14 protein-coding genes and 4 pseudogenes are annotated in these 22,217 nt (G+C 41.8%); 8 read left to right on the top strand and 10 right to left on the bottom strand.

Features of this window, described 5'->3' with window-relative positions:
* Window positions 1-240 precede the first annotated feature (240 nt).
* On the top strand, window positions 241-2,451 hold the full coding sequence (locus LYNGBM3L_RS17340) for a phosphoketolase family protein (protein WP_008185869.1): 2,211 nt from the start codon (window positions 241-243) through the stop codon (window positions 2,449-2,451).
* A gap of 301 nt (window positions 2,452-2,752) precedes the next feature.
* Here LYNGBM3L_RS17340 and LYNGBM3L_RS34020 read toward each other — a convergent pair whose 3' ends face one another.
* The 5 genes and pseudogenes from LYNGBM3L_RS34020 to LYNGBM3L_RS17315 form a co-directional block, all read right to left on the bottom strand.
* On the bottom strand, window positions 2,753-4,138 hold the full coding sequence (locus LYNGBM3L_RS34020; protein ID WP_048815270.1) for a PI-PLC domain-containing protein: 1,386 nt from the start codon (window positions 4,136-4,138) through the stop codon (window positions 2,753-2,755).
* Window positions 4,139-4,384: 246 nt separating this feature from the next.
* Window positions 4,385-4,819, bottom strand: coding sequence for a hypothetical protein (locus LYNGBM3L_RS17330; protein WP_008185865.1), 435 nt, complete (start codon window positions 4,817-4,819; stop codon window positions 4,385-4,387).
* Between the two features lie 799 nt (window positions 4,820-5,618).
* Window positions 5,619-6,215: pseudogene (locus tag LYNGBM3L_RS17325) on the bottom strand (zinc ribbon domain-containing protein); the annotation flags it as partial.
* Between the two features lie 325 nt (window positions 6,216-6,540).
* Window positions 6,541-7,208, bottom strand: a pseudogene (locus LYNGBM3L_RS38500) (helix-turn-helix domain-containing protein); the annotation flags it as partial.
* A 56-nt stretch (window positions 7,209-7,264) separates the two neighbouring features.
* Window positions 7,265-7,579, bottom strand: a complete 315-nt coding sequence (locus tag LYNGBM3L_RS17315; RefSeq protein WP_229414555.1) for a recombinase family protein — start codon at window positions 7,577-7,579, stop codon at window positions 7,265-7,267.
* A gap of 673 nt (window positions 7,580-8,252) precedes the next feature.
* Here LYNGBM3L_RS17315 and LYNGBM3L_RS17310 point away from each other — a divergent pair.
* The 5 genes and pseudogenes from LYNGBM3L_RS17310 (at window position 8,253) to LYNGBM3L_RS17295 (ending at window position 14,909) form a co-directional block, all read left to right on the top strand.
* A complete protein-coding gene (locus LYNGBM3L_RS17310) occupies window positions 8,253-8,780 on the top strand; it encodes a hypothetical protein (protein ID WP_008185855.1) in 528 nt (175 codons plus the stop codon).
* Window positions 8,781-9,022: 242 nt separating this feature from the next.
* Window positions 9,023-9,445: pseudogene (locus LYNGBM3L_RS17305) on the top strand (Uma2 family endonuclease); the annotation flags it as partial.
* A 799-nt stretch (window positions 9,446-10,244) separates the two neighbouring features.
* Window positions 10,245-11,351 (top strand): alkene reductase, encoded by a 1,107-nt coding sequence (locus tag LYNGBM3L_RS17300; protein WP_008185851.1) that lies wholly within the window; start codon window positions 10,245-10,247, stop codon window positions 11,349-11,351.
* Between the two features lie 79 nt (window positions 11,352-11,430).
* Window positions 11,431-11,574, top strand: a complete 144-nt coding sequence (locus tag LYNGBM3L_RS43785) for a hypothetical protein (RefSeq protein WP_154659834.1) — start codon at window positions 11,431-11,433, stop codon at window positions 11,572-11,574.
* A gap of 23 nt (window positions 11,575-11,597) precedes the next feature.
* On the top strand, window positions 11,598-14,909 hold the full coding sequence (locus LYNGBM3L_RS17295) for an NACHT domain-containing protein (RefSeq protein ID WP_008185849.1): 3,312 nt from the start codon (window positions 11,598-11,600) through the stop codon (window positions 14,907-14,909).
* Window positions 14,910-15,219: 310 nt separating this feature from the next.
* On the opposite strand, the gene LYNGBM3L_RS17290 is transcribed toward LYNGBM3L_RS17295, so the two are convergent.
* From LYNGBM3L_RS17290 to LYNGBM3L_RS38495, 3 genes and pseudogenes are all read right to left on the bottom strand, one after another.
* Window positions 15,220-15,603, bottom strand: coding sequence for a type II toxin-antitoxin system death-on-curing family toxin (locus LYNGBM3L_RS17290; protein WP_008185843.1), 384 nt, complete (start codon window positions 15,601-15,603; stop codon window positions 15,220-15,222).
* Window positions 15,600-15,824, bottom strand: a complete 225-nt coding sequence (locus LYNGBM3L_RS17285) for an AbrB/MazE/SpoVT family DNA-binding domain-containing protein (protein WP_008185840.1) — start codon at window positions 15,822-15,824, stop codon at window positions 15,600-15,602. The genes LYNGBM3L_RS17290 and LYNGBM3L_RS17285 overlap by 4 nt, the downstream gene beginning before the upstream one ends.
* A gap of 522 nt (window positions 15,825-16,346) precedes the next feature.
* A pseudogene (locus tag LYNGBM3L_RS38495) lies at window positions 16,347-17,480 on the bottom strand (IS630 family transposase).
* 111 nt (window positions 17,481-17,591) lie between these two features.
* Here LYNGBM3L_RS38495 and LYNGBM3L_RS17270 point away from each other — a divergent pair.
* The gene (locus LYNGBM3L_RS17270; protein WP_008185833.1) at window positions 17,592-18,569 is read left to right on the top strand and encodes an NAD(P)-dependent alcohol dehydrogenase; all 978 of its coding nucleotides are present in this window, start codon (window positions 17,592-17,594) and stop codon (window positions 18,567-18,569) included.
* Between the two features lie 320 nt (window positions 18,570-18,889).
* Here the strand turns inward: LYNGBM3L_RS17270 and LYNGBM3L_RS17265 are convergent, their stop codons facing one another.
* The gene (locus LYNGBM3L_RS17265) at window positions 18,890-19,096 is read right to left on the bottom strand and encodes an SPOR domain-containing protein (RefSeq protein ID WP_044493665.1); all 207 of its coding nucleotides are present in this window, start codon (window positions 19,094-19,096) and stop codon (window positions 18,890-18,892) included.
* 319 nt (window positions 19,097-19,415) lie between these two features.
* On the opposite strand from LYNGBM3L_RS17265, the gene LYNGBM3L_RS17260 reads away from it, so the two are divergent.
* Window positions 19,416-20,372 carry a putative 2-dehydropantoate 2-reductase gene (locus LYNGBM3L_RS17260; RefSeq protein ID WP_008185827.1) on the top strand — a complete coding sequence of 319 codons (957 nt, stop codon included), beginning with the start codon at window positions 19,416-19,418 and terminating at the stop codon, window positions 20,370-20,372.
* A 495-nt stretch (window positions 20,373-20,867) separates the two neighbouring features.
* On the opposite strand, the gene LYNGBM3L_RS17255 is transcribed toward LYNGBM3L_RS17260, so the two are convergent.
* Window positions 20,868-21,899 carry a glycosyltransferase family 2 protein gene (locus LYNGBM3L_RS17255; RefSeq protein ID WP_048815269.1) on the bottom strand — a complete coding sequence of 344 codons (1,032 nt, stop codon included), beginning with the start codon at window positions 21,897-21,899 and terminating at the stop codon, window positions 20,868-20,870.
* Window positions 21,900-22,217: the final 318 nt, after the last annotated feature.

The raw sequence follows: 22,217 nt of genomic DNA, 5'->3' as shown, positions 1-22,217 counted from the left end.
TTAGTCTTTGGGAATTAAAATAAAGCAAGATTTGATTAGAATCTCTACAAGGTAGGTAGAACAATAGATGTAGAGTTGCAGGTTCTCTAGTAGTCTCAATAGTAGTCTCAATCAATGTAATCCATAAGACATTTCACTGGTTTAAAACCCAAATTTCGCCAATATACTAATTCCGCACTCAGCGAGCTGATTGTAATATTTGTTTATTACTCGTAATAATTAGAAAAGGTTTCTGACACTATGACAGTTGGTAGCAGGGTTTCGACATTCTGTCAAGGAATTCAGTATTTTGAGAATACCATACCGGGTTTTGAAGCGACTTTGGACCAATACGGTCAACGAGATGCGATCGCGTTGGGGCAAAAAGCCATCCCATCTCCTGATGATCCAGCAGCTGTCTTCCAGACCTTACTAGCTGCTGATGCCCTACGCTACCTAACCCTGCACATCACTGCTAGTAAAGCCTCTGGTCATCCAGGGGGATTTGCCAGCATTGCGGAAGGGATTGCAGCTTTGGTCATGCTGGGTTACAAAAACATTATTACTGAAGTGGGACACCATGCCCCAGGCTTCTACAGTAACATGTTTCTGGACGGCTCCCTAGAGGAGATGGGTATTAAGACTGTAGAACAGATGGGGGAACGCTTCCGAGAAATGCACGGATTGCTCGGACACCTTTCTGGTCAAATTCCTGGACTCCTCAATCCGGCTGGTCCCCTCGGACAAGGGCAACACTTTGCCATGGCCGGGGCTTTGCTTCATCCAGGGGTACTATTCCCAGTTACGATTGGGGATGGGGGCTTGGGTGAACCTTATATCATGAGCAGTTTTGGTCACTTCTCTACGGCCTATCCCCAGGTGACTAATTTTCTGCCCATCTTAGTGTGGAATGGTTACAGCCAGGAACACCATAGTATGGTTTCCACAAAGTCCAATCAAGAGATGATTGCATACTGGCAGGGCAATGGTTTCCAAGAAGTAATCTTAATCAATGCTAAGGATTACGATGATGCTGACCAACCTGGTGAGTATGTCGATAGCACTGAGTTTTCTTTGCAGAAGCGATTGGCATTTACCCAAGGGGTTTTGGAAGCTACGGATAAAGCGGCTAAATCAGCTTTGAGTGGTAAGTTAACGGTGCTGATTGTTAAACAACTAAAAGGAGCGGGAGTCCACAAACGGGGAGCTAAAGCTCACAATCTTTACCCAGGAGATACCCTGGAAAAAGATTATATTGTTAGTGCCCTTAAAGCTCGGGCGTTACCGTCTCAAGCCTGGGAATTAGTGAGGATAAATTTTGAGCGTTCTGGAGGAGGGCCAGCGGCTCATACTGTAGTCACAGAAAAGGAATTGCCTTTACCAGATTTAGGTAAATTGCCTTTAGAGGAATTTGTGATTGATGGCGATAAAAAAATAGCAACTACCGCGATGGGAACGATAGTTGCTCATGTGGGGCAAAAAGACCCTAATTTTATTATTTCCAATGCTGATGGGAATGCTGCTTCTGGAATTAATAATATTAACCAAGCCCTAAAAATTATCCACCCCACCCCGGATGAAATTTACTTCCAAGGCCCAAAAGGTCAGGTGTATGAACCCTTGAGTGAAGATGCTTGTGCTGGATTAGCGGTAGGGTTAGCTTTGTTTGGAGCTCGTACTCTGTGGTGTTCTTATGAATCTTTTGCTATCAATGGGTTACCCATTTGGCAAACCGTTACCCAAGCCATGGCAGAATTGCGCCGTCCTACTCCCTCTACTATTACATTATTTACGGCTGGGGCACTGGAGCAAGGACGGAATGGTTGGACTCACCAGCGTCCTGAAATTGAAAATTACTTTGCTGCTATGATGCGCAATGGCAATATTTTCCCGTTGTTTCCCTGTGATGCTAATAGTATCCAAGTGTGTTATGAGTGGGCGCTGAGTACTAAGAATAAAGGAATTACCATTACTGCTAGTAAGTCACCCTTACCGGTGCGCACGACCTTTGAGCAAACCCGTCAAGGCTTGCAAGATGGTGCAGTGGTTTTGCATGAAACTAAAGGCAGTAAAACCGTTGTGTTTGCGGTGATTGGGGATATGAGCCTGATACCAGTGTTTGATGCTGCTTCTAATTTGGAAGACCAAGGGATTGGGGTGCGGATTGTTTCGGTAATCAGTCCCCGCCGTTTGTACCGTCCTGATGATACGGCTTGGAAAACCTGTAGTGAAGCTGATGGGGGTTTCTTAGATGATCAGGGGTTTGAACGGCTGTTTGGTGGGGATGGATTGATTGGTGTTACTGGTGGTACCAGTGCCATGCTGGAACCGATTATGTTACGTAGTACTTGCAAGCGGGATGTGGTTTCTTGGAAGCGTGGTGAAACTGCTAGCAGTGCTGGTCAAATTATGGCCTTTAATGGTTTGACTGCTGAGGCTTTGGCCAAACGGGCCACTGAGTTGGTTAGTTAAAATTTAGTTGGTTAGCATTTTTTGGTGTAGCCCTATCCTTAAGGATGGGGCTGTCAGCTATCAGCGATCAGCTATCAGCTAATGGGCTATGCCCACGCTACTTGAGGTGCTTTTGAATAAAAGAGATAAGCTAAGGCCAAAGGCCACGCTACGGGAACGTTTAATCTGAGTGTAAGCCTTGAGCTATCAGCCATTAGCTTTCAGCTTTTTAATAAAATAAGCTGACGGCTAATAGCTGATAGCTAACATCGGGCTACACCAATTAAGCCCCCCTAGGAATATTAGGGAATGCTGCCCTATCCTACTGCTCGCAATTGTAGCCGCCTTTCATTCTACCATCATTCCAGTCTTTTATTTCAAAATTATCTATTCCAATGTAGCTAAGTCCATAGCTATTAACTGCAGTGCTGTAGGAACAATCATTCTCTGGGGAAATCACTCCAACATGGGATACATAGTTATTGCTTCTGACAGCCTCTCCTAAACTGCTAGACATGCTTTCGAAAATGAAATTATCGCAGACTACAGACTCCGCCGTCTTGGCATCGAAACTCTTTGGTATTCCAGTAATCTCTTCTAGTGTCTCTACATCAGGGCAAGCAAATATCAACCCTTGATTGTAGTTTGTATCTCGAACATATTGAGCAATTACTGGGTTAGGATTTCCTGTTATTCCTCCTGCCGGTCCACTACCGCCAATGATTACCATGAATTGTCCTTTATAATCACCCTCTTTGCCCCAACAATTATTTTGTGCAGCAACTCGCATAGATGATAGTCCTTCGCTGTTTTGTAAGCAGCCCTCCCCTTCTAGTAAGTCAGTGGGTTCGTAAAAAATATCTGCATTATTTGGAGATAGTATTCTTATAATTAGAGCATCTAGATCCTGGGGACCCCTTTGTTCGCCCTTTTGCCCCCAACCTTGTTTCTTATCAATCAAGATAGTAACAAGCTCGTGTTCGGGATTTTCTTCGTGCCATTGTCTGACATCATTCAGGCAGTCTGATAGGAATTTACCACTACAGTTATTGCGTGGGAAATCTGTCGGGTTGTGAAATACGAACCAATTTCCTGGTACTGAGCCACCACCACCAATTCCGAAAGGCGAATCAAAGATATCAATCTCGATCGCTTTTACCTGGTCTAGGACTTCCGCCAAACTATTGGCATATTGTAGCTCGTAACTGTTGTGACTCATTGGTTTAAAAACCTGACCAATATTAAGGGAGTCACTATAGTCACAGGTAGTATTTTGATTTCCCCCACCATTGTCTTCGCAAGTGGAAGTATAACCTAATACTTGAAAAAGTTGAGTAGCACCATTGGGATTTCCTATGTACATTTTAGGGTCTTTTACCAGCTCTGTAAAAGAACAATCACGCAGGTCTCGAAAAATTGTGGGGTCAGAACCGGGTTGATCTTGTGCAACACTAAATTCAATCTGATCAGCTTCATCTGTCAGTTCGATCTGCCATTGTATCAGGTCACCTTCGCAATATCGTGTGCTGAAATTATCACTGCTACGCCAAGTTTGACCATCTTGGGGTCTTGATTCTGACCAGCCAATAAAACAGATCTCGCCTTGAGGTTCACAAGCTGAGGCATAAGCCTTCGGTACAGGGATGAGACTGGTAATAATCAGACTCAGTAAAGCAGCTATGAAAAATTGCTTAAGGGTTTTGAACATCTTAATCACTTTGTTTTTCAACAGTATTTTCAACAGTGTTTTCAACAGTAACTGTCTAGAACGTTAGTGAATTAGAGTAGTCAATTAGAGTATGATTTCTACAAAGGCGGATAGACACAGGAGGATAGACACAAGGTAGTTCATTCTATGATTCCCTTGCATCTATCTCTTTATTCTAGAAAGCCAGAACAGAAGGTAAACTAGATTACTCTAATTCTGGATTACTCTAATCTGCCAACTTGAACTTTACTGAGGCATGGGTTCATTAGTGTAAACATGCACTGAGAACGTTTGACCCGCTCCCCTTGGATTTCCTAGGTACAGATTGTTATCTTGGAACATAGTAGTGATTCCACAGTATACAATTGGATCCTGTAAAGTAGGGTCACTTCCACTTACATCTTTTGCAAGACCAAATTCAATGTTTTCAGCATCCGGACCTTGGGCGATCCACATCATCTGAGTTCCTGGGCAATATCCTGTGCTGAAATTATCACTGCTACGCCAGCTTTGACCATCTTGGGGACCTTTTTCAGAGAAGACAACAGCACATAGAGTACCGTTATCAGGACCAGGAGGTTGACAAGGAAACTGAGCATAGGCTTTCGGTACAAAAATACCGCTGGTAATCAGAATGCTGAGTAGACCAGCTAAGAACAATTGCTTGATGAATTTGAACATTAATTTACCTCGTTGGTGTGTATCTAATGTGTATCTAAGTTATTACCCTCTTGCTGACAGAGGGCTGTGAACAACACGTCCAGAGGTAGTTAACCTTTAACCTTTAAGCTGCAAATAGCTATAGAAACCAGCTGGTGATTGTGGCAGGTATATCCTTAAACAGACCTAGCACACAACCGGTTAGCTCTCATTTTTTTAAGCACCCTAAATTTTTGATAAGCTGTTGCGCATCTAAGCTTTAGATTTGCCTATCTGATTAAATCCTGGCCAAGCTTTACCCATAAGCATTTTGACCAGAAGTTTTATGTTATAATAGGCAGATTGAATCATCACAGCTCTGGTTTTACTTAATCATACTAATATCTTAAAAATAATTTGTCAAGCCTTTTTTTTAGACCCAATTCAGATTTGCTTTTGGCTGGTGCTATAATGTGGTATGTTCTATGAACTATATTTTTTTACCCTTTCGGAGCCGCTAATTTATACAACCTTTATCCTCAGAAGGATTAAGTGATTTGAGCCTAGTTTGGATTAATGATTAGGATCCTATGGCATTCCCGTCCCGTGACCTACGCTCAATCGCTAGTTGTGTAATACTTACAGGATCTATAAATTGCCAGGGTTATACCCATAGGAAAGGGAGCAGGGAACAGGGAGCAGGGAGTAGGAATCAAAAATTTTCACAATTCATTGAAGATACCTATAGCACCTAAATTTACTGACTCTATTTTCAATAATTAAGTCTGTGATCAACTGTATTCCGATACTTTTTAGCTACCAAAGTCTACCAAGGTAGAAATTAGCCCGCCAAGGCAAGATGCTCTCGCATCCAGGGTGTATCTACCAAAGCTCTCAGGAATATCCCACGAGCGCCATTTATATCTCTATCCATTTTTTGACCATCAATTTTGGACTTAATGATTTTGCTTCCACCAATTTTGACGAGTTCACCTGTCCAGCTGACAGTTTGGCTGGTGTAGGCTTCACATACATCAACTACGAGCTTTCCTGTCTCGAAAGCTTTATGCTTAAGGAACTGTTTGAACCTGTAATGAGCAAAAGAGAGTAGGTTTCGGACTGTTTTTGTTCGCGTAGCGTGGCCTTTTGGCCAACGAATCTTTCGCTCTTGTCGTTTTGACATTTGAGATGTCTCAAAAGTGGGAAGCAGAATAAAGTCAAAATTGTCAACCAAAAATCTGGCAGCTTTGTGATGCAATTCATTGATCAAGTTCTGTATTCTGATAGTGATTATTCTGGCCGCCTTTCTGATTCGACGTTTTTGTTTACCTTTTGATAGGCTGATTTTTGAAATCAGCCTATCAAAAGGTAAACATAGACGCTGAATTCGAGAAAAGTCCCCTTCACCAATTTTTCCTACAGAATTTTCGGTGACATACTCCCACACGCTCATCGAAGATTACAGTGTGGGCTTCTTACCAACTCCAGCCATCACTATCGGCTTTCGCCGACGCGGGGCGCGTTCGGATACACGGGTTACTTTATTAACGACACGGGATGCCCCGACCCACCGGAACAATACAATAAGTTCTATTTTTTAGGCACGTAAGTGGCTGACTTGCCCAGCATTTAAGGCCGTAGGCCACGCTACGCGAACGGCTTTGTTTATCAGTACATATATTATAGCAATTTTATAATACCCTGTGCAAAATTCATCCCACACCTATGCTACGCATTAGGTGTGGGGCTTCTTTTGCCGGACAGCTAAAAAACGTCAAAAAAGTTCTAACACCAGGATCGAGAGCAACTACCTTGCCTTGATTCTCGGCTTTGTTTCGAGTTGCTTTGTAAGGGACTACTAAATAATAGTCCCCATTGGTGCTAATTAATCGATAGTCACATAGGTGATCTGGTAGGCTTTCAGCAAAGGTTAACTCTCCTAATTTTGTAGGGTAGATCCCCTTTACTGAAACAGCGGATTTTGGGATGTAGCAAGACTGAACAGGAGTTTTTCGAGACCTAAAGCGAACTCGATTAATTTGCCCAGTCAAATTGTATTTTTCTTAGCCTCTATGACCGCAGTGCAGGCATCCTTTATCCCTATCGATTTAATTTGATAAGGTACTGTTTTACACCATTCAGGAAGACTGTTAAGGATGTCAGTCTTGATGGCCAACCAGTTAGCTTTAACTTCGCCATTTTTGAGGATTTCTACGGTCTTGTTGAAAACATAACGGGACACTCCAAACCAGCGATTAATCAATTGACGTTGGTCAGCTTTTAGGAATAGTCGGATCTTTTTTGATTTTTGAACCGTATTTCCTGAGTCCTTGGACTCTACAAGAGCAGACGTGAATGATTGAGAGAATATCGGCGGTAAATTCTGATCAAAGACAGCTTTCAGGGTTGTCGGATCCCATGATTTTTCCACCGTTGAGACTGACCGGAGATGAAACCTTAGAGTAGTGCAGCCTTACTACAAAACCTTTACCCTATGCTGCATAATTTACCAACTATAAAGGCTGCACTACTCTTACGGTAACTTCTAACCAAGTACTCAAAGAGTTCAAACCCAAACCGGGTAAGTCTGTCGAGACAGGCAACAATAATTGTGAGCTGATCCCCACGCATAAGTCGCTCCAGTATGGTTTTAAGCCCAAATCTTTTGTAGTTAAGTCCTGATCCGATGTCAAAGATGATTTCCGCTTCTGGATAGAGGGAGTGCATATAAGCAACCTGTCGATTAAGGTCATTCCTTTGTTTTTGGCTGCTGAGGAGGCAGTAACAGATAGTAGCAACCACAGTTTTGCCCGCCTTTCCGAAGGTGAGTAAGCTTTCTGTATCGAAGAGTCTGTAACCACTTGGGGTGCGTTCGCATTTGATCGTGCCATTATCTGCATACTTGCGAAAGGTATTTCTGGAGAGTCCCGTAAGTTCGACCGCCTTACGTAGTGGTATCAGTAACCTCCCTTAAGTATACCAAATAGTTGTAGAGATTGCTAGACTATGTGACACTTTTTATAACTGTATACAAACCTTTTGATTTATCCGTCTGATGGGATGCCAGTGCGTTTTAAGGCCAGAGACTTGCAGTGTATTGAGGAAACTTAGTATTGCTTGGTGCAGTTTTAGCTAAGTTTTCGTTTGTGTTAGTAAGTTAACTGGCTTTTTATGATTAGTATTGGGAATGCGATCGCATCCTTGTTTTATGTGGTCATATACCGTAGCTATTCAGGTATCAGCTATTAGCTATCAGCGTGTCGCGTATCAGCTTATGCGCTACACGCACACTACTTGAGGTGCCATTGGCCAAAGGCTGACCGCTAAACGCTGACCGCTGAATGCTTACCATATACCCAGTCATGCCCCTGACCCCTAACAGGTCTCCTGAACTTAACGGTAAGGTATTAATACCATGTTAAGCTTATAGACTAGAAGGCTCTCGACCACTATCTTATCATAGGCACGGACAACTATGCGACCTGATTTGCAGGACTTGGTGATTTCAGAGGATTATCTCAGCAATTTGATTGGGGAGAAGCCAGACCGAGTCAGAGGTTTTTTCCTAGAGAAACCAAAAGAACCAGGAGATTTCCTGATCAAATTGGGTAGAGGTACCTTTCTATGGTTGAAATATAAGGCAGTTAGACGGCTGGTGAAAGAAGTGGATCGATACAATACGGTGATTAGAGCTGTATACATTAATGATCAATTGGAAGAAGCTGGTAATCCAGGTGTTGGTCTCAGCAATCGGGAGCGAGTGCTCGAAGCCCTTAAGGTGATGAAAACGGATTTAGTGCGTGCCTTGAAGACAGAACGAATTCTCAGAGAGAATAAGCAGTTTATTACTAAGAATCCTCAGCTATTTACTACTAATTTAACCACCTTGACTGCCCTGCACTTGAGTGATCAGGCCAGTGAGTATGGACGAGTGCTAGATCAAGCCTTGCAGGTGGCAGTGGGGGTGCAAGAGGAAATGAGAAAATTGCAGAATCAGCGTTAGGGGCGGATAATCTATTTATTTTAGGGAGTCGGGAATCGGGAGTCGGGAGTCGGGAATCGGGAGTCGGGAATCGGGAATCGGGAATCGGGAGTCGGGAATCGGGAGTCGGCAGGGTTATTTCATTCTGGATCTAGGTAACGAGTTTAAAGGCTTTCAGCCATCACATACCTGAATGCTCGAAGGCTGAAAAGACGTATCCTCGTCAATGCATAAAATATTGCAATTTAGAATGAAACAGCCCTGGGGAGTCGGGAATCGGGAACAGAGAAAAAATTCTGTGCATCGCTGGTTTTTTAAATATTAAGGTTGTGTTTAGCTCTCAGACTGTGTTTAGTTTACCAGGTGGTGGCGATCGCTCTCCCGATGTAGCTTGGGTAGCGCTGGAAAGATGGAAAGCACTGAGTCAAACAGAAAGAGAAGGTTTTCCACCCATTTGCCCCGATTTTGTGATTGAGTTGCGCTCACGGACAGATCGATTAAAGCCCCTACAGGAGAAAATCCAAGAGTATCTAGCCAGTGGCTTGCGTTTGGGTTGGTTGATTAATCCTCAGGATAAACTAGTAGAAATTTATCTGGCAAATCAACCTGTGGAAGTAGTAGCAATGCCTGTAGTGTTAACAGGAAATGAGGTGTTACTGGGGTTTAGTTTAGAATTTAGAATTTAGAATGAAGAATTTAGAATGAAGAATTTAGAATGAAGAATTTAGAATGAAGAATTTAGAATGAAGAATTTAGAATGAAGAATTTAGAATGAAGAATTTAGAATGAAGAATTTAGAATGAAGAATTTAGAATGAAGAATTTAGAATGAAGAATGAAGAATGAAGAATTTAGAATGAAGAATTTAGAATGAAGAATTTAGAATGAAGAATTTAGAATTTAGTGGCTAGTGGTGCTTTAGGGACGGGCTCGCCCTGATTTTATCGGTAGCCAGTGTTGGGACAGTCCGTCCGGAAATGAAACGGGCAAGATGCCCGTTCCACGCCTGATGCCCATTCCAACCACCAGGTCAAACAGCTTTTAGGAGATGCACCCAGCCACAAGCGCGTTCGCTTTTAGCGTGGCCTACGGCCAATCGCGTAGCGTGACCTTTGGTCAATCGCATTTTGGCTTTCTTGGTCTGTTGCTAACCTTTCCCCCCATCCAAGAAAACAGTTGTGCAATTTGATCAGTATGAATAGCTCTGGCTATAGGTTCCGATATCCACCCGGGAAAAAACCTATATCATATATATATTATTACTATGAAAACAGCTATATAATATACCCTATTCTTTCTTCCCACACTCTCCCATCGGGTGCATCTCCTAAAAGTTGTTTGACCCAGCAGTGGTGCGTTACGGGCAGCAACCTAACCCTGGCGCTTGAGCAAAACATACCAAGCCCCTAACTTGTCACAAATCATTTAGGATTGCTATATTTTGTTTAAATGGATTTGAGTCAATTTACATTGAGGGGTACAATAAATGACGGCTCCACTCTCTTTGTCCAAACTACTAAGCCCTTTTGAATTAGGTGATTTATCTTTAAAAAACCGAGTAGTAATGCCTCCTTTAACTAGAGGGAGAGCAGTTAATATGGGTATTCCCAATGATTTAATGGTGGAATATTATACTCAAAGAACTGGAGTAGGTCTAATTATCACTGAAGGTACTTTTATTTCCCCTCAAGCTAACGGTTGGGTAAATGCTCCTGGTATTTATACTCTGGAACAAACTGAAGGGTGGAAAAAAGTTGTTAGTAGTGTACACTCTAAGAATACGCCATTATTTTTGCAGCTTTGGCACTGTGGTAGGGCTTCTCATAGTAGTTTCCATGATGGTAAGCTAGCTGTTGCTCCTTCAGCCATTAAAATTAACGAAGAATATGTTCATACCCCTCAGGGAAAACAGCCTCACGAAACTCCACGAGCCCTGGAAACTGAAGAAATACCCCAAATAGTAGAAGAGTATAAAAAAGCGGCTGAAAATGCCAAACATGCAGGTTTTGATGGGGTAGAGATTCATTCAGCTAATGGTTATTTACTGGACTCTTTTCTGCAATCTAAAACCAACCAAAGAACAGATAACTATGGTGGTATTATTGAGAATAGATATCGTTTACTCAAAGAAGTAATCGAAGCTGTAATAACTGTTTTCCCAGTCAATAGAGTGGGGGTTCGTTTGTCTCCTAATGGTTTATTTAATGATATGGGGTCTGTGGATTATCGTGAAACATTTCTTTATGTAGCTAAAGAGTTAAACAGTTATGGGTTAGCTTATATCCATGTATTAGATGGGTTGGCGTTTGGATTTCATGAATTAGGAGAACCGATGACTTTGGCTGAGCTTAGAAACGTTTTTGATGGTCCAATTATTGGTAATTGCGGCTATAGTAAAGAAACAGCAGAAGCGGCAATTCAAGAAGGTGTGGCGGATTTAATTGCTTTCGGAAGACCGATTCTGAGTAATCCAGATTTGGTTGATCGCTTCGCTAATAATTGGCCTCTTAATCCTATTCCAGATGTTAAAGTTTGGTATTCTCCAGGTAAAGAAGGTTATACTGACTTTCCTACTTATAATGCGGAAAACTAGCGAGGCTCTTACTAAGTGCGGTCTAGCCTGAAATCTTAACCCTAAAGGCATTTAGGGTTTACAATTTTTTGAGCGAACAGTGGTTCATTACGGGGCAGGCTGTCCCAACTATTGCGTCTTGCGTCTTGTGTCTTGCGTCTTGCGTCTTGCCTGCTCCCTGTTCCCTGTTCCCTGCTCCCTGCTCCCTACTCCCTACTCCCTAAAGATCTATAATAATAGATAAACCAAAAAACAACTACCAAGATCATGCTAGATTGGTTAGCACTGTGGGGAATTTCTAGTGCTGGTGGCTATCTCGCCAAAGAAGTGATCGGTCCCTTGGCCAAAGACGCTCTAGAAGACTACACTAAAGATTTTTTCAAAGAATCTATCAAAGATTATACCGGACTATCGGAGCAAGATACCCAGAAAAAACTCTTGGTTAAAGCCTTAAAAGCTTTTGTAGCTTTAGTTGGACAAGAATTAAAGGTTGCTGACCTATCTAAGCAAGAAATAAAACAATATACTAAACCCCTCAAGCAGTATATTAAGAACCAATCCGTTAAAGCTATCCTGGGAAGTGCCTTTAACTATGGCTGTAAAGAAATAGATACCGATACATTAGCCAAGACTTGGGTTGAGCTGAAGTTATTATCATTACCGGAAGAATTTCGTTGGAAGTATATTGGTAAACAGTATCTCAAGCAAGTACAAACTATAATCAAGCAATCGGATAAGTTACGGCCTATCTGGGATTCCCAAACGTTAGATGCGATCGCAAAAAACACTAACGCTACAGCAGGCATTATCCCTGATTTTAACTTAAGGGAGTATCAAGAAGCACTCCTAGAGAGCTACGGTAATGTTAAACTAGATAGTTTAGATACCGATGGTTCTGCCTATAATCAACTAAAACTCTGGACGATATTTATCCCCCAAAATGTGCGAGAGGTTCATGACTTGATGCCAGAGGCGATTCATGAACTGCCTAAGGATTATTATCAAAAACTGCTAGAGAGTGGTCAACTAGAACAGGAAATTGACCAAAAGGAGTTGCAACGAGCTAAAAAGCTTTATTATCAACAGCCGATAAAATCCGTATTGGATGTGATCAAGGACTCTCAAGGCTATCGGTATTTGGTGGTTTTAGGAGACCCAGGCTCTGGTAAATCTACTTTGTTGCAATATTTAGCATTGGAGTGGGCAAGAACCGATCTAACTACTGCCCTTTCTCTACCAATTCCCTTACTGATTGAATTACGCACCTATATCCGGAATCGCGATAGTGGACAGTGTCATAATTTCTTGGAATTCTGTCATCAAAGCAGTGGATATATCTGTCATCTCAATCAACATCACCTTGATGAGCAGTTAAAGGCTGGTAATGCCTTAGTGATGTTTGATGGGTTGGATGAAGTCTTTGAGCCAGGTAAACGAGAAGATGTAATTACGGATATTCATCGCTTTACCAATACCTATCCTAAAGTAAGATTAATTGTGACATCTCGGGTAATTGGTTATAAACCCCAACGGCTACGGGATGCTGAATTTCGTCATGTTATGCTCCAAGACTTGGAGTCCGAACAAATTCAAACCTTTATCGAGCACTGGCATGAATTAACCTTTACGGATCAAGCCGATAAAGTTAGGAAACGGGAGCGCTTACAAAACGCAATCAAGACATCCTCCCCAATTCGACAACTGGCGCAAAATCCCCTATTACTAACCATGATGGCAATCCTGAATCGCAATCAAGAATTGCCTCGTGACCGCTCTGAACTCTATAACCAATCCTCTCGATTACTGCTCCATCGATGGGATGTGGAACGAGCATTACTAGAAGATAATCGTCTTGACCCCAAGACAATTGATTATCAAGATAAGCAACAGATGCTGGGAAAAGTGGCAGATTTCATGCAGGGTAATCAAGCAGGATTAGCGGGAAATCTGATTAGTGCAGAGGATTTAGAACGGATTATCTTCGAGGAGTTGAAACTACGGGAAGTTACTAATCCAAGAGCGGTGGCTAAGGTAATGATTAATCAGTTGCGCACCCGCAATTTTATCTTGTGTTTCATGGGAGCAGATTACTACGCCTTTGTGCATCGGACATTTTTGGAATATTTCTGTGCTTGGGAATTTGTCAGGAAATTTGAGAAAACCCAGAAGATTGACCTAGAACAGTTACAAACCCAAGTATTTGGTCAGCACTGGCGGGATGAATCTTGGCATGAAGTGCTGAGGTTGATTGTGGGCATGATTGATTCCAGAAAAGCTGGAGAAATTATTGAGTATTTGATAGCACAATATGGAGAGAGTAATAGGTTTGGAAATTTATTTTTGGCAGCAGATTTTTTATCTGAGGTGAGGAATCGCTATGAGATTAAATCAACAGATACTACATTACTGAATCGCGTCAAAGACTTAATTAATTATGATCAAAATAGAAAAAGATTCAGTGATAGTGATATTCGCACTAACGCTGTGGTAGCAGTAGCCACCCATTGGCAAGACCACCCAGATACCTTAGCCCTACTTCAAAAATGGGCTCGCTCTGATCAAGATGGGAATGTGCAAGCTACAGCAATTGAACAGTTAGCTCAAGGTTACCAAGACCACCCAGATACCTTAGCCCTACTTCAAGCATGGGCTCGCTCTGATAAAAATTCGTGGGTGCGACCTACAGCAATTATAAAGTTAGCTCAAGGTTACCAAGACCACCCAGATACCTTAGCCCTACTTCAAGAATCGGCTCGCTCTGATAAACATTCGTGGGTGCGAGGTGAAGCAATTAAACAGTTAGCTCAAGGTTACCAAGACCACCCAGATACCTTAGCCCTACTTCAAGAATCGGCTCGCTCTGATACTGATTCGGATGTGCGAGGTGAAGCAATTAAACAGTTAGCTCAAGGTTACCAAGACCACCCAGATACCTTAGCCCTACTTCAAGCATGGGCTCGCTCTGATAAAAATTCGTGGGTGCGACGTACAGCAATTGTACAGTTAGCTCAAGGTTACCAAGACCACCCAGATACCTTAGCCCTACTTCAAGCATGGGCTCGCTCTGATACTGATTCGTCGGTGCGAGTTACAGCAATTGAACAGTTAGCTCAAGGTTACCAAGACCACCCAGATACCTTAGCCCTACTTCAAGAATCGGCTCGCTCTGATACTAATTCGTGGGTGCGAGTTACAGCAATTGAACAGTTAGCTCAAGGTTACAAAGACCACCTAGATACTTTACCCCTACTTCAAGAATTGGCTCGCTCTGATACTGATTCGGATGTGCGAGGTATAGCAATTGAACAGTTAGCTCAAGCTTGGCACAATCAGCCTTGGTTATGGGAATTTTTACGCGATCGCACTCTCCATGACCCTTTTGAGCGTAAGAAATTATGGGATGACAATCCTCGACAAGCAGCCCTTAAGGCCATCCTGGAATATTATCCTAACCATTCCCAAATCCAATCCTTATTGCAGGATAGAGCAGACCATGACTCCGATCCTAAACTGCGGGAGTTTGCTCAGGACGAATTAGCCAAATTGAGGCAAGAGGCAAGAGGCAAGAGGCAAGAGTGAAAAAATCCTGTGTACCTAATAGTTATGAAAAACGCTGTAGAAGGTTTTCAAACGAGTTGTAAATTCATCGATGGTCGAAAAAGGCAAGAGGCAAGAGGCAAGAGGCAAGAGGGGCAAGATATCCAGAGTTTTTTAGTAAACTAAAAAAAGACTGTATTCGTTTACATCTCAAATGGAAACGCTATATATATACCAGAGTTATGGTTAACAGACAGTAAAAAACTCCCAACGTCAAAAACCTTGGGAGGGTCATTTTAGGTTATATTCAACCCAGTCTAGCATCGGTATTTGATTAGTATGGATCATCAAATTAAGTACCGACATTTGCTTCTAGCCACTTAGCAATGGCATTTTGGCTTTCTTGGTCTGTTGCTAACCTTTCCATCATTACCACAACATCCATTTCTGGGACATCTAGAGAATATCCATTTACTTCAAGGAAAGTTGCCATCACGGCGAAAGCGACCCTTTTATTGCCATCTATAAAGGGATGGTTTTTTGCCAAACCATATCCATAGGCTGCTGCTAAATCAAATAAGGTTGGTTGACCATAGACAAATAGATGTCTAGGTCTGGCTAAACTAGCCGATAGCAGATTTTCGTCCCGAATCCCTGGACTTCCCCCATGTTGTGCAATTTGATCAGCATGAATAGCTCTAGTTATAGCTTCCGATATCCACAGCGGTTCCCTCACTTAGCCAGCTCCCTCAAGGCATTTTCATACCTCTTGCTGACTTTCTGATAAGCTGCCATTACCTTTTCAAACTCAGGATCTTTCGTGGTGATTTCAACACCATCAGCGGTTTGTGTGATAAATACAGTATCTCCTTCAACAACATTCAGCTGTTGTAGGATCTCTTCAGGTAGAGTTATGCCTAGGGAATTCCCAATTTTATTAATTGTGAGCTTGTACATATTGTAAAGGGAGTCGGGAGTCGGTAAAAATCCTATATTCTATTATAGCGTTTTTCGCAGTTATGAGGTACATACAGTATTCTTTGACTTTAATTCCCTTTCTTGATGCAGCACATCCCTATTCCTTATTCCATCTTCCATCTTCTCTGTTCCCTGTTCCCTGTTCCCTGTTCCCTAAAATCCAGAAATTGTGTACCTCATAGCTATGAAAATTGCTATATTATATATATATCATTACTATAAAAACCGCTATATAATATTCCCTATTCTTTCTCCCCACACTTCCCACACTTCCCGCGCCCCCGCCCCAAACTCTTCCCCCTACTCCCTACTCCCTATCAACGATACAAAATCAAATTCAAAACATTCAACTCATTGGATGTCAACAAATACTTATCCGTAAACATTTTTGTTCTGAGTTGCTCTAGGGAATAGCTGTTAAATACAATTCTGTTCCCTGTTTCCTGTTCCCTTTGCTAAAGCTGATAGCTGATAGCTGATAACTGATAAGCTGTTGCGCATTTAAACTGTGATAACAGCATTGCCTTTGTTTTTTATTTTTCGTACCCATTTTATAATTAACCCTCCTTCATTTAAAAGATGATTTAACAAACATTCTAATTCTTCAATTGATTTGAAAACTCGATTGGCAATATATTCTTTTGCTGAATGCCAAACCAATTCAATTAAGTTATAATCAGGACTATACTCGGGAAGATATTCTAAATAAATATTCGGCATATCTTCTTCTATTTTATGAATATATTCGGCTTTTTTGTGAAAACTAGCATTGTCTAAAATAATGACGATTTTCGGTCCTTTATTAGCAAAGTCTTCTAGTTGATTACCCGCTTCCATCCATTCATTTTCTAGCTCTTTATAAAAGGTTTTTAAAACTTCATAAAAAGTTTGACTATTGCTTTTTTTGAGGAAATCTACAAATCTTTTTTTCTCTGAATATCGCAAAGCTCCCATCACATTAACTCTCCCTTGCCTTTCGGGCAAAGCCCGACGCTGCGCGAACGGTCTCCTCTAACTTTTTTTCGCTTTCCTCTTTTACACCAGTTTTTTCTTCTGATGACTCTCAAACTAAATCCGCTTTCATCCCAAAACCATACCTGAAGACGCTCTGGGCTTTCTTTTTCTATTTTTAAATACTCATCTAGTTTCTTTTTAAATGCTTCCCTTTTTTTAGGGTCTTTTTTAGAATCTAAGCTATACTTTGACCAAAGGTAAACATATTTTTTCTTGACTAGTATCCTACGAACTTGAGACCCACTTAACTTGATGCCTGTTGTATCTTCTAAATGAACGGCTAATTTTTGAGCTGTCCATCGACCAAATTCATATCCTAATTCTTCGGGTTCTTTTTCGACTAATTCTAATAATACTTCTATATATTGTTTTGTTGCTTTTTGGTGATTGCCTTTCATTCTTTTATCTTTAAGACTCTCTAAGTCATCTGGATCTCCGTGGACACACCAATAACAGACTGTGTTCTTTGAACAACCCAAAACTTCAGCAATTTCTAACTGTGTTTTTCCACTATTCAACAACAGCAAAATTAAAATACGTTCTCTAATATTTCCATTTTCTTCTATTTTTAAGGCTTTTTGAAGTATTGTTTTTTGCTGTCAGATAATTTTTTGCTGGCATATTTCCTATTATTGGGTTATTTATTAATTTTTATTATACCAATTTAAATGCCGAACAGCTTAGCTTACTATAAAAAACGCTATAAATAATAATAAGATTAGTAGTATACTTATGAAAGCAATTCTATACACACAATACGGATCACCCGATGTTCTGAAGCTCAAAGAGATAGAAAAACCCATCCCTAAGGAGGATGAAGTATTAGTAAAAATTAATAGCGCATCCGCCAATGCAGGTGACTGGCATTTACTAAGAGGAAAACCCTTCTTGATCCGCATCATGGGCTTTGGGCTTCTAAAACCAAAAAACCAGATATTGGGAGCAGACATAGCAGGGCGAGTTGAAGCCGTTGGCAAAAACGTAGAGCAGTTTAAGCCAGGTGATGAAGTATTCGGGGACCTATCCGAGTGTGGTTTCGGGGGTTTTGCCGAGTATGTATGTGCTAGGGAAAGTGCATTAGTCTTGAAACCCACCAATATCACCTTCGAGGAAGTGGCAGCAGTACCCGCAGCCGCACTCACCGCCCTGCAAGGTCTTCGGGACCAAGGACAGATTCAGCCAGGCCAAAAGGTTTTGATTAATGGTGCCTCTGGTGGTGTCGGTACCTTTGCCGTCCAGATTGCCCAATCCTTCGGAGCCGAAGTGACTGGGGTGTGCAGCACCAGGAATTTAGACATGGTGCGCTCCATTGGTGCAGACCATGTTATTGATTACACTCAAGAAGATTTCACCAAAAATGGTCAGCATTATGACCTGATTCTTGATGCTGCAGCCTATCGTTCCATTTTGGATTACAAGAATATATTAACTCCCAACGGAATTTATGTCTTTGTCGGAGGTTCCATGGCACAACTTTTCCAACTTATGTTCCTAGGACCATGGATTTACATGACCGGGAGTAAGAAAATTGTGTCCCTGTTTATGGAACCAAACCAGAAGGATTTAGTGTTTATCAAGGAGCTTCTTGAAACCGGCAAAATAGCAGCTGTTATCGATAGAAGATACAGCTTAAGTAAAGTGCCTGAAGCTATCAGATATCTTGAACAAGGACACGCCCGAGGTAAAGTTGTAATAACGTTGGAAGATTAGGGAGTAGGGAGTAGGGAGTAGGGAGTAGGGAGTAGGGAGTAAGCATTCAGCCGTCAGCTGTCAGCGGTCAGCCTAATGCTTAAAATAAATCTGAAATGGGAGAATTTAATAGTTCGAGATTTTCTAGAATTGGCTGATAGCTGAACGCGCACGCGTGCGCGTAGCGCTTAAGCTGATAGCTGATTAGCTGAATTGTTCAACTATAGCCTTTCTTATGGCTATGAGGTACACAGGATTTTTGACCTATTTCCTCTTAACTCTTCCCTGCTCCCTGCTCCCTGCTCCCTGCTCCCTGTGCGATCGCTTACCAAATTACAACCCTAGGATTCCTCATCCAACGATTCCTCATCTATCGGATTACCGACATCAAAAACAATCACAAATTTAGCATCCGGCATCAGCCGTTTAAGAGCTTTTAAATGACCGTCGGCATCAGACCGGTTGCGGAACCGACCAACAACGACTCGCTGCATCTTGGGTAATAGCCGCATGATCACCCATGGATGAAGGCGCTCAGAATAAGTCATAATAAAAGTATCTCCTGTCATAGGGGACCCAAGGCTAGCCCGTAGATTTGTACGTTTCCCGGGCTAGCTCTTGAGGTGGAAGTTTTACCAACCACTCTTTTATAATAGCACAAATAATCTTTTATTGTAGCATATTTTGAAAATTTTTGTAACAAATTTGTAGGGAAGTTTTTTGGGTTTTGGTGATATTGTGATCTAGTTAGAGGTAGTATAAAAAAAATGCGATCGTTTTTTGAGAGCTTACTTATTTATAGTCATCTTCCCTATCTCCTCTTCTTGTCTAACTAATTTGCCACCCTAGCAGACCCATCTTCTCAAAATGTCCAATCGAACCTATGGAATTATCGGCACCGGTGCTATTGGCGGATTCTACGGTGCCAAACTGCAAAAAGCAGGTCATCAAGTCAGCTTTTTACTCCGTAGCGACTACCACCATGTCGCCGAAAACGGTTTAATTGTAAAATCAGTGGATGGTGATTTTACTCTGCCGGAAGTCGATGCCTACAACGATGTCAAAAAAATGCCCAATTGCGATGTAATCGTAGTAGCATTGAAGGCGACCCAAAATCATCATTTACCAGAGCTATTGCCGCCATTAATAAATGAAAATACCGTAGTGTTGCTCTTACAAAACGGCATCAATGTTGAACCAGAAATTTCCAAATTTATAGGAGAAAATACCCTAATCAGTGGGTTATGTTTTGTCTGTTCTAATAAAATAGGGCAGGGTCAGATTCACCACATCGACTATGGTATCATTACCCTAGGACAATATGCTCCTAACCATCAAGCTACTGGCATTACAGAACAAATGAGCCAAATTGCTAGGGATTTTGAAAGCGCAGGGATTCCTATTGAGTTGAGCGAAGATTTGCTGTTAGCTAGGTGGAAAAAGTTAGTGTGGAATATTCCGTATAATAGTCTTTCCGTGATTTTAAATGCCAGAACAGATGAAATCATGGCGAATCCCGATACGCGGCGTTTAGCAGAACAAATAATGGGGGAAGTGCTAGCAGGGGCAAAGAGTTGCGGGCGGATACTAGGCGACTACTTTATCCAAAAAATGCTCGACCATACCGAAAACATGAAATCTTATTTAACCAGCATGAAACTGGATTATGATGGAAAAAGACCCTTGGAAGTTGAGGCAATTGTGGGCAATCCTTTGCGGATGGCAAGGAAAGCAGGAGTTGATTTGCCCATGATTTCTATGCTTTATCGACAGTTGAAGTTTTTGGATGTTAGGAATCGGCTAGGCACTGGCCACCATAGCTAAGCATATGCGCTAAGCGAATAGTTTATGTAGTTTATGTAGGGTGGGCAGTGCATCAGATAGATTCCAAACCTTGCCATCGGTTTGCTAGGCACTGGCCACCATAGGATGAATCATAATGGTTATACAGCTCAGTAGTTTATGTAGGGTGGGCAGTGCATCAGATAGATTCCAAACCTTGCCATTTGATTGATAGGCACTGGCCACCATAGGATGAATCACAATGGTTATACAGCTCAGTTAAAGGTAATTCCTAATCTAGATTTGGTAATCAAAAAAAAGTAGAGACTGTATCAATAAAATCTCTACCGAATCTCACCCTATTGGCCACAAATTAAGGCAAAAGGCAATAGGCAAAAGGCAATAGGCAATAGGCAATAGGCAAAGGGGTTTAAAGTAATCATATCCCCATCTTATTAAGGGAGAGGGTATCTCTACTCCCTGTTCCCTGTTCCCTGATCCGAAGTTCCCTACTCCCTACTCCCTATTCCCTTTTACCTACACAGTCACCGAAGGTTTATTACTGACATTTTCCACTAAATTGTCAGCAATCCCAGTCTCAGGAAATGCGCGCTTAATCACATAGGATTCTAACAATGTACGCAGCCAACTTGGACACCAGCGACGCTGACAGAACTCCAATAACTTTCTCTCGAAACTCCCCTCTTGAGTTGACCACTTAGCCGGGAGTTGACGATTCTCAATCACCCACCTCCAAATCGACCACATTGAAGGATCATCCTTACCCAAATTCCACTTTTTGACTTGACGATTGAACACATCTCGTACAGATTCTTCATTCCATTTAAATACGTAAAATGGCACATCATCCTGGTCAAACCGAGTGATCTGTCGAGGATTGAGGAAAGTGATTCTAGATTTAGGTTCCAGGAAAATTGTCTCGCCTAAGTCCGTTGCCTGCATACATAAATCAGTATGACTCGCCAAGCTATCAAAGATTTCATCCAGTTCAATAGACTTGATCAGAGAATGACGAGCTAGGATACAATGAAACTCTACAGAATCTACTGGGGTACGATGTAAATCCTGCTCAACATCCCGTAATTGAGTACCATAGAGCAACTGCTTTTGCTCAAACCACTTTTTACCATGCTTTCTTTGGTGAAACTTGGTTTTAATCCCAGCAACATGTACCTCAATATCCGGAGAGCCTGGTTGCCCCTGTAAAATTAGAGGAGCAACAATACCAGCTTGCTCTTGTTCAGCACACTCAACCAAACGTTTTAACCAACCAGGCTCTACAATCACATCATTGTCAATAAAAACAATGTAATCCGCATCCTTAACAAACGGTAGAGCTATGTTACGAGCAACATTCGATCTCAAATAGCGTCCGCGATGGATCAAAGTCATGAATTCGTGTTTATCTGCCTGCTGTTGCAGATACTCATGCACTTGGGATGGAGCATTACCATCTACATAGATTAGGTCAAAAGGATAAGAGGAATAATCAGCAATAATACTGTCTAGGGAAGGCTTTGTTAAACTAAACCGCTCCCTCTGAGTCACGATTAATGTTACCTTAGATAAACCCATAAGCTGATAGATTAACCACGTTATGATGTGCTTAAAGTGTATCAGTTACAAGCAAAAAAAGCCCACTACTTTAGTATTACTAAATCAAGAAATTCTGGATAATTATCGCCGTTCTTATAGTAATTCTGACTCCCCATCTCCCTATCTCCCCATCAGGGTAGGTTTTTTACTTTGACCTCAGGTGTGGGGTGACCGGGTGTGGGGTGACCGGGTGTGGGGGATAAGAAAGCGATGCAGCGCTTTTTCAGGTGCGACCCGTGGCGAATTTAATTCTTAATAGGTCAAGCGCAC

Source organism: Moorena producens 3L (genome assembly GCF_000211815.1).
Classification (GTDB): Bacteria; Cyanobacteriota; Cyanobacteriia; order Cyanobacteriales; family Coleofasciculaceae; genus Moorena; species Moorena producens.
The sequence above is the reverse complement of the archived record's forward strand: the minus strand, read 5'-3'. Positions and strand labels throughout refer to the sequence as shown.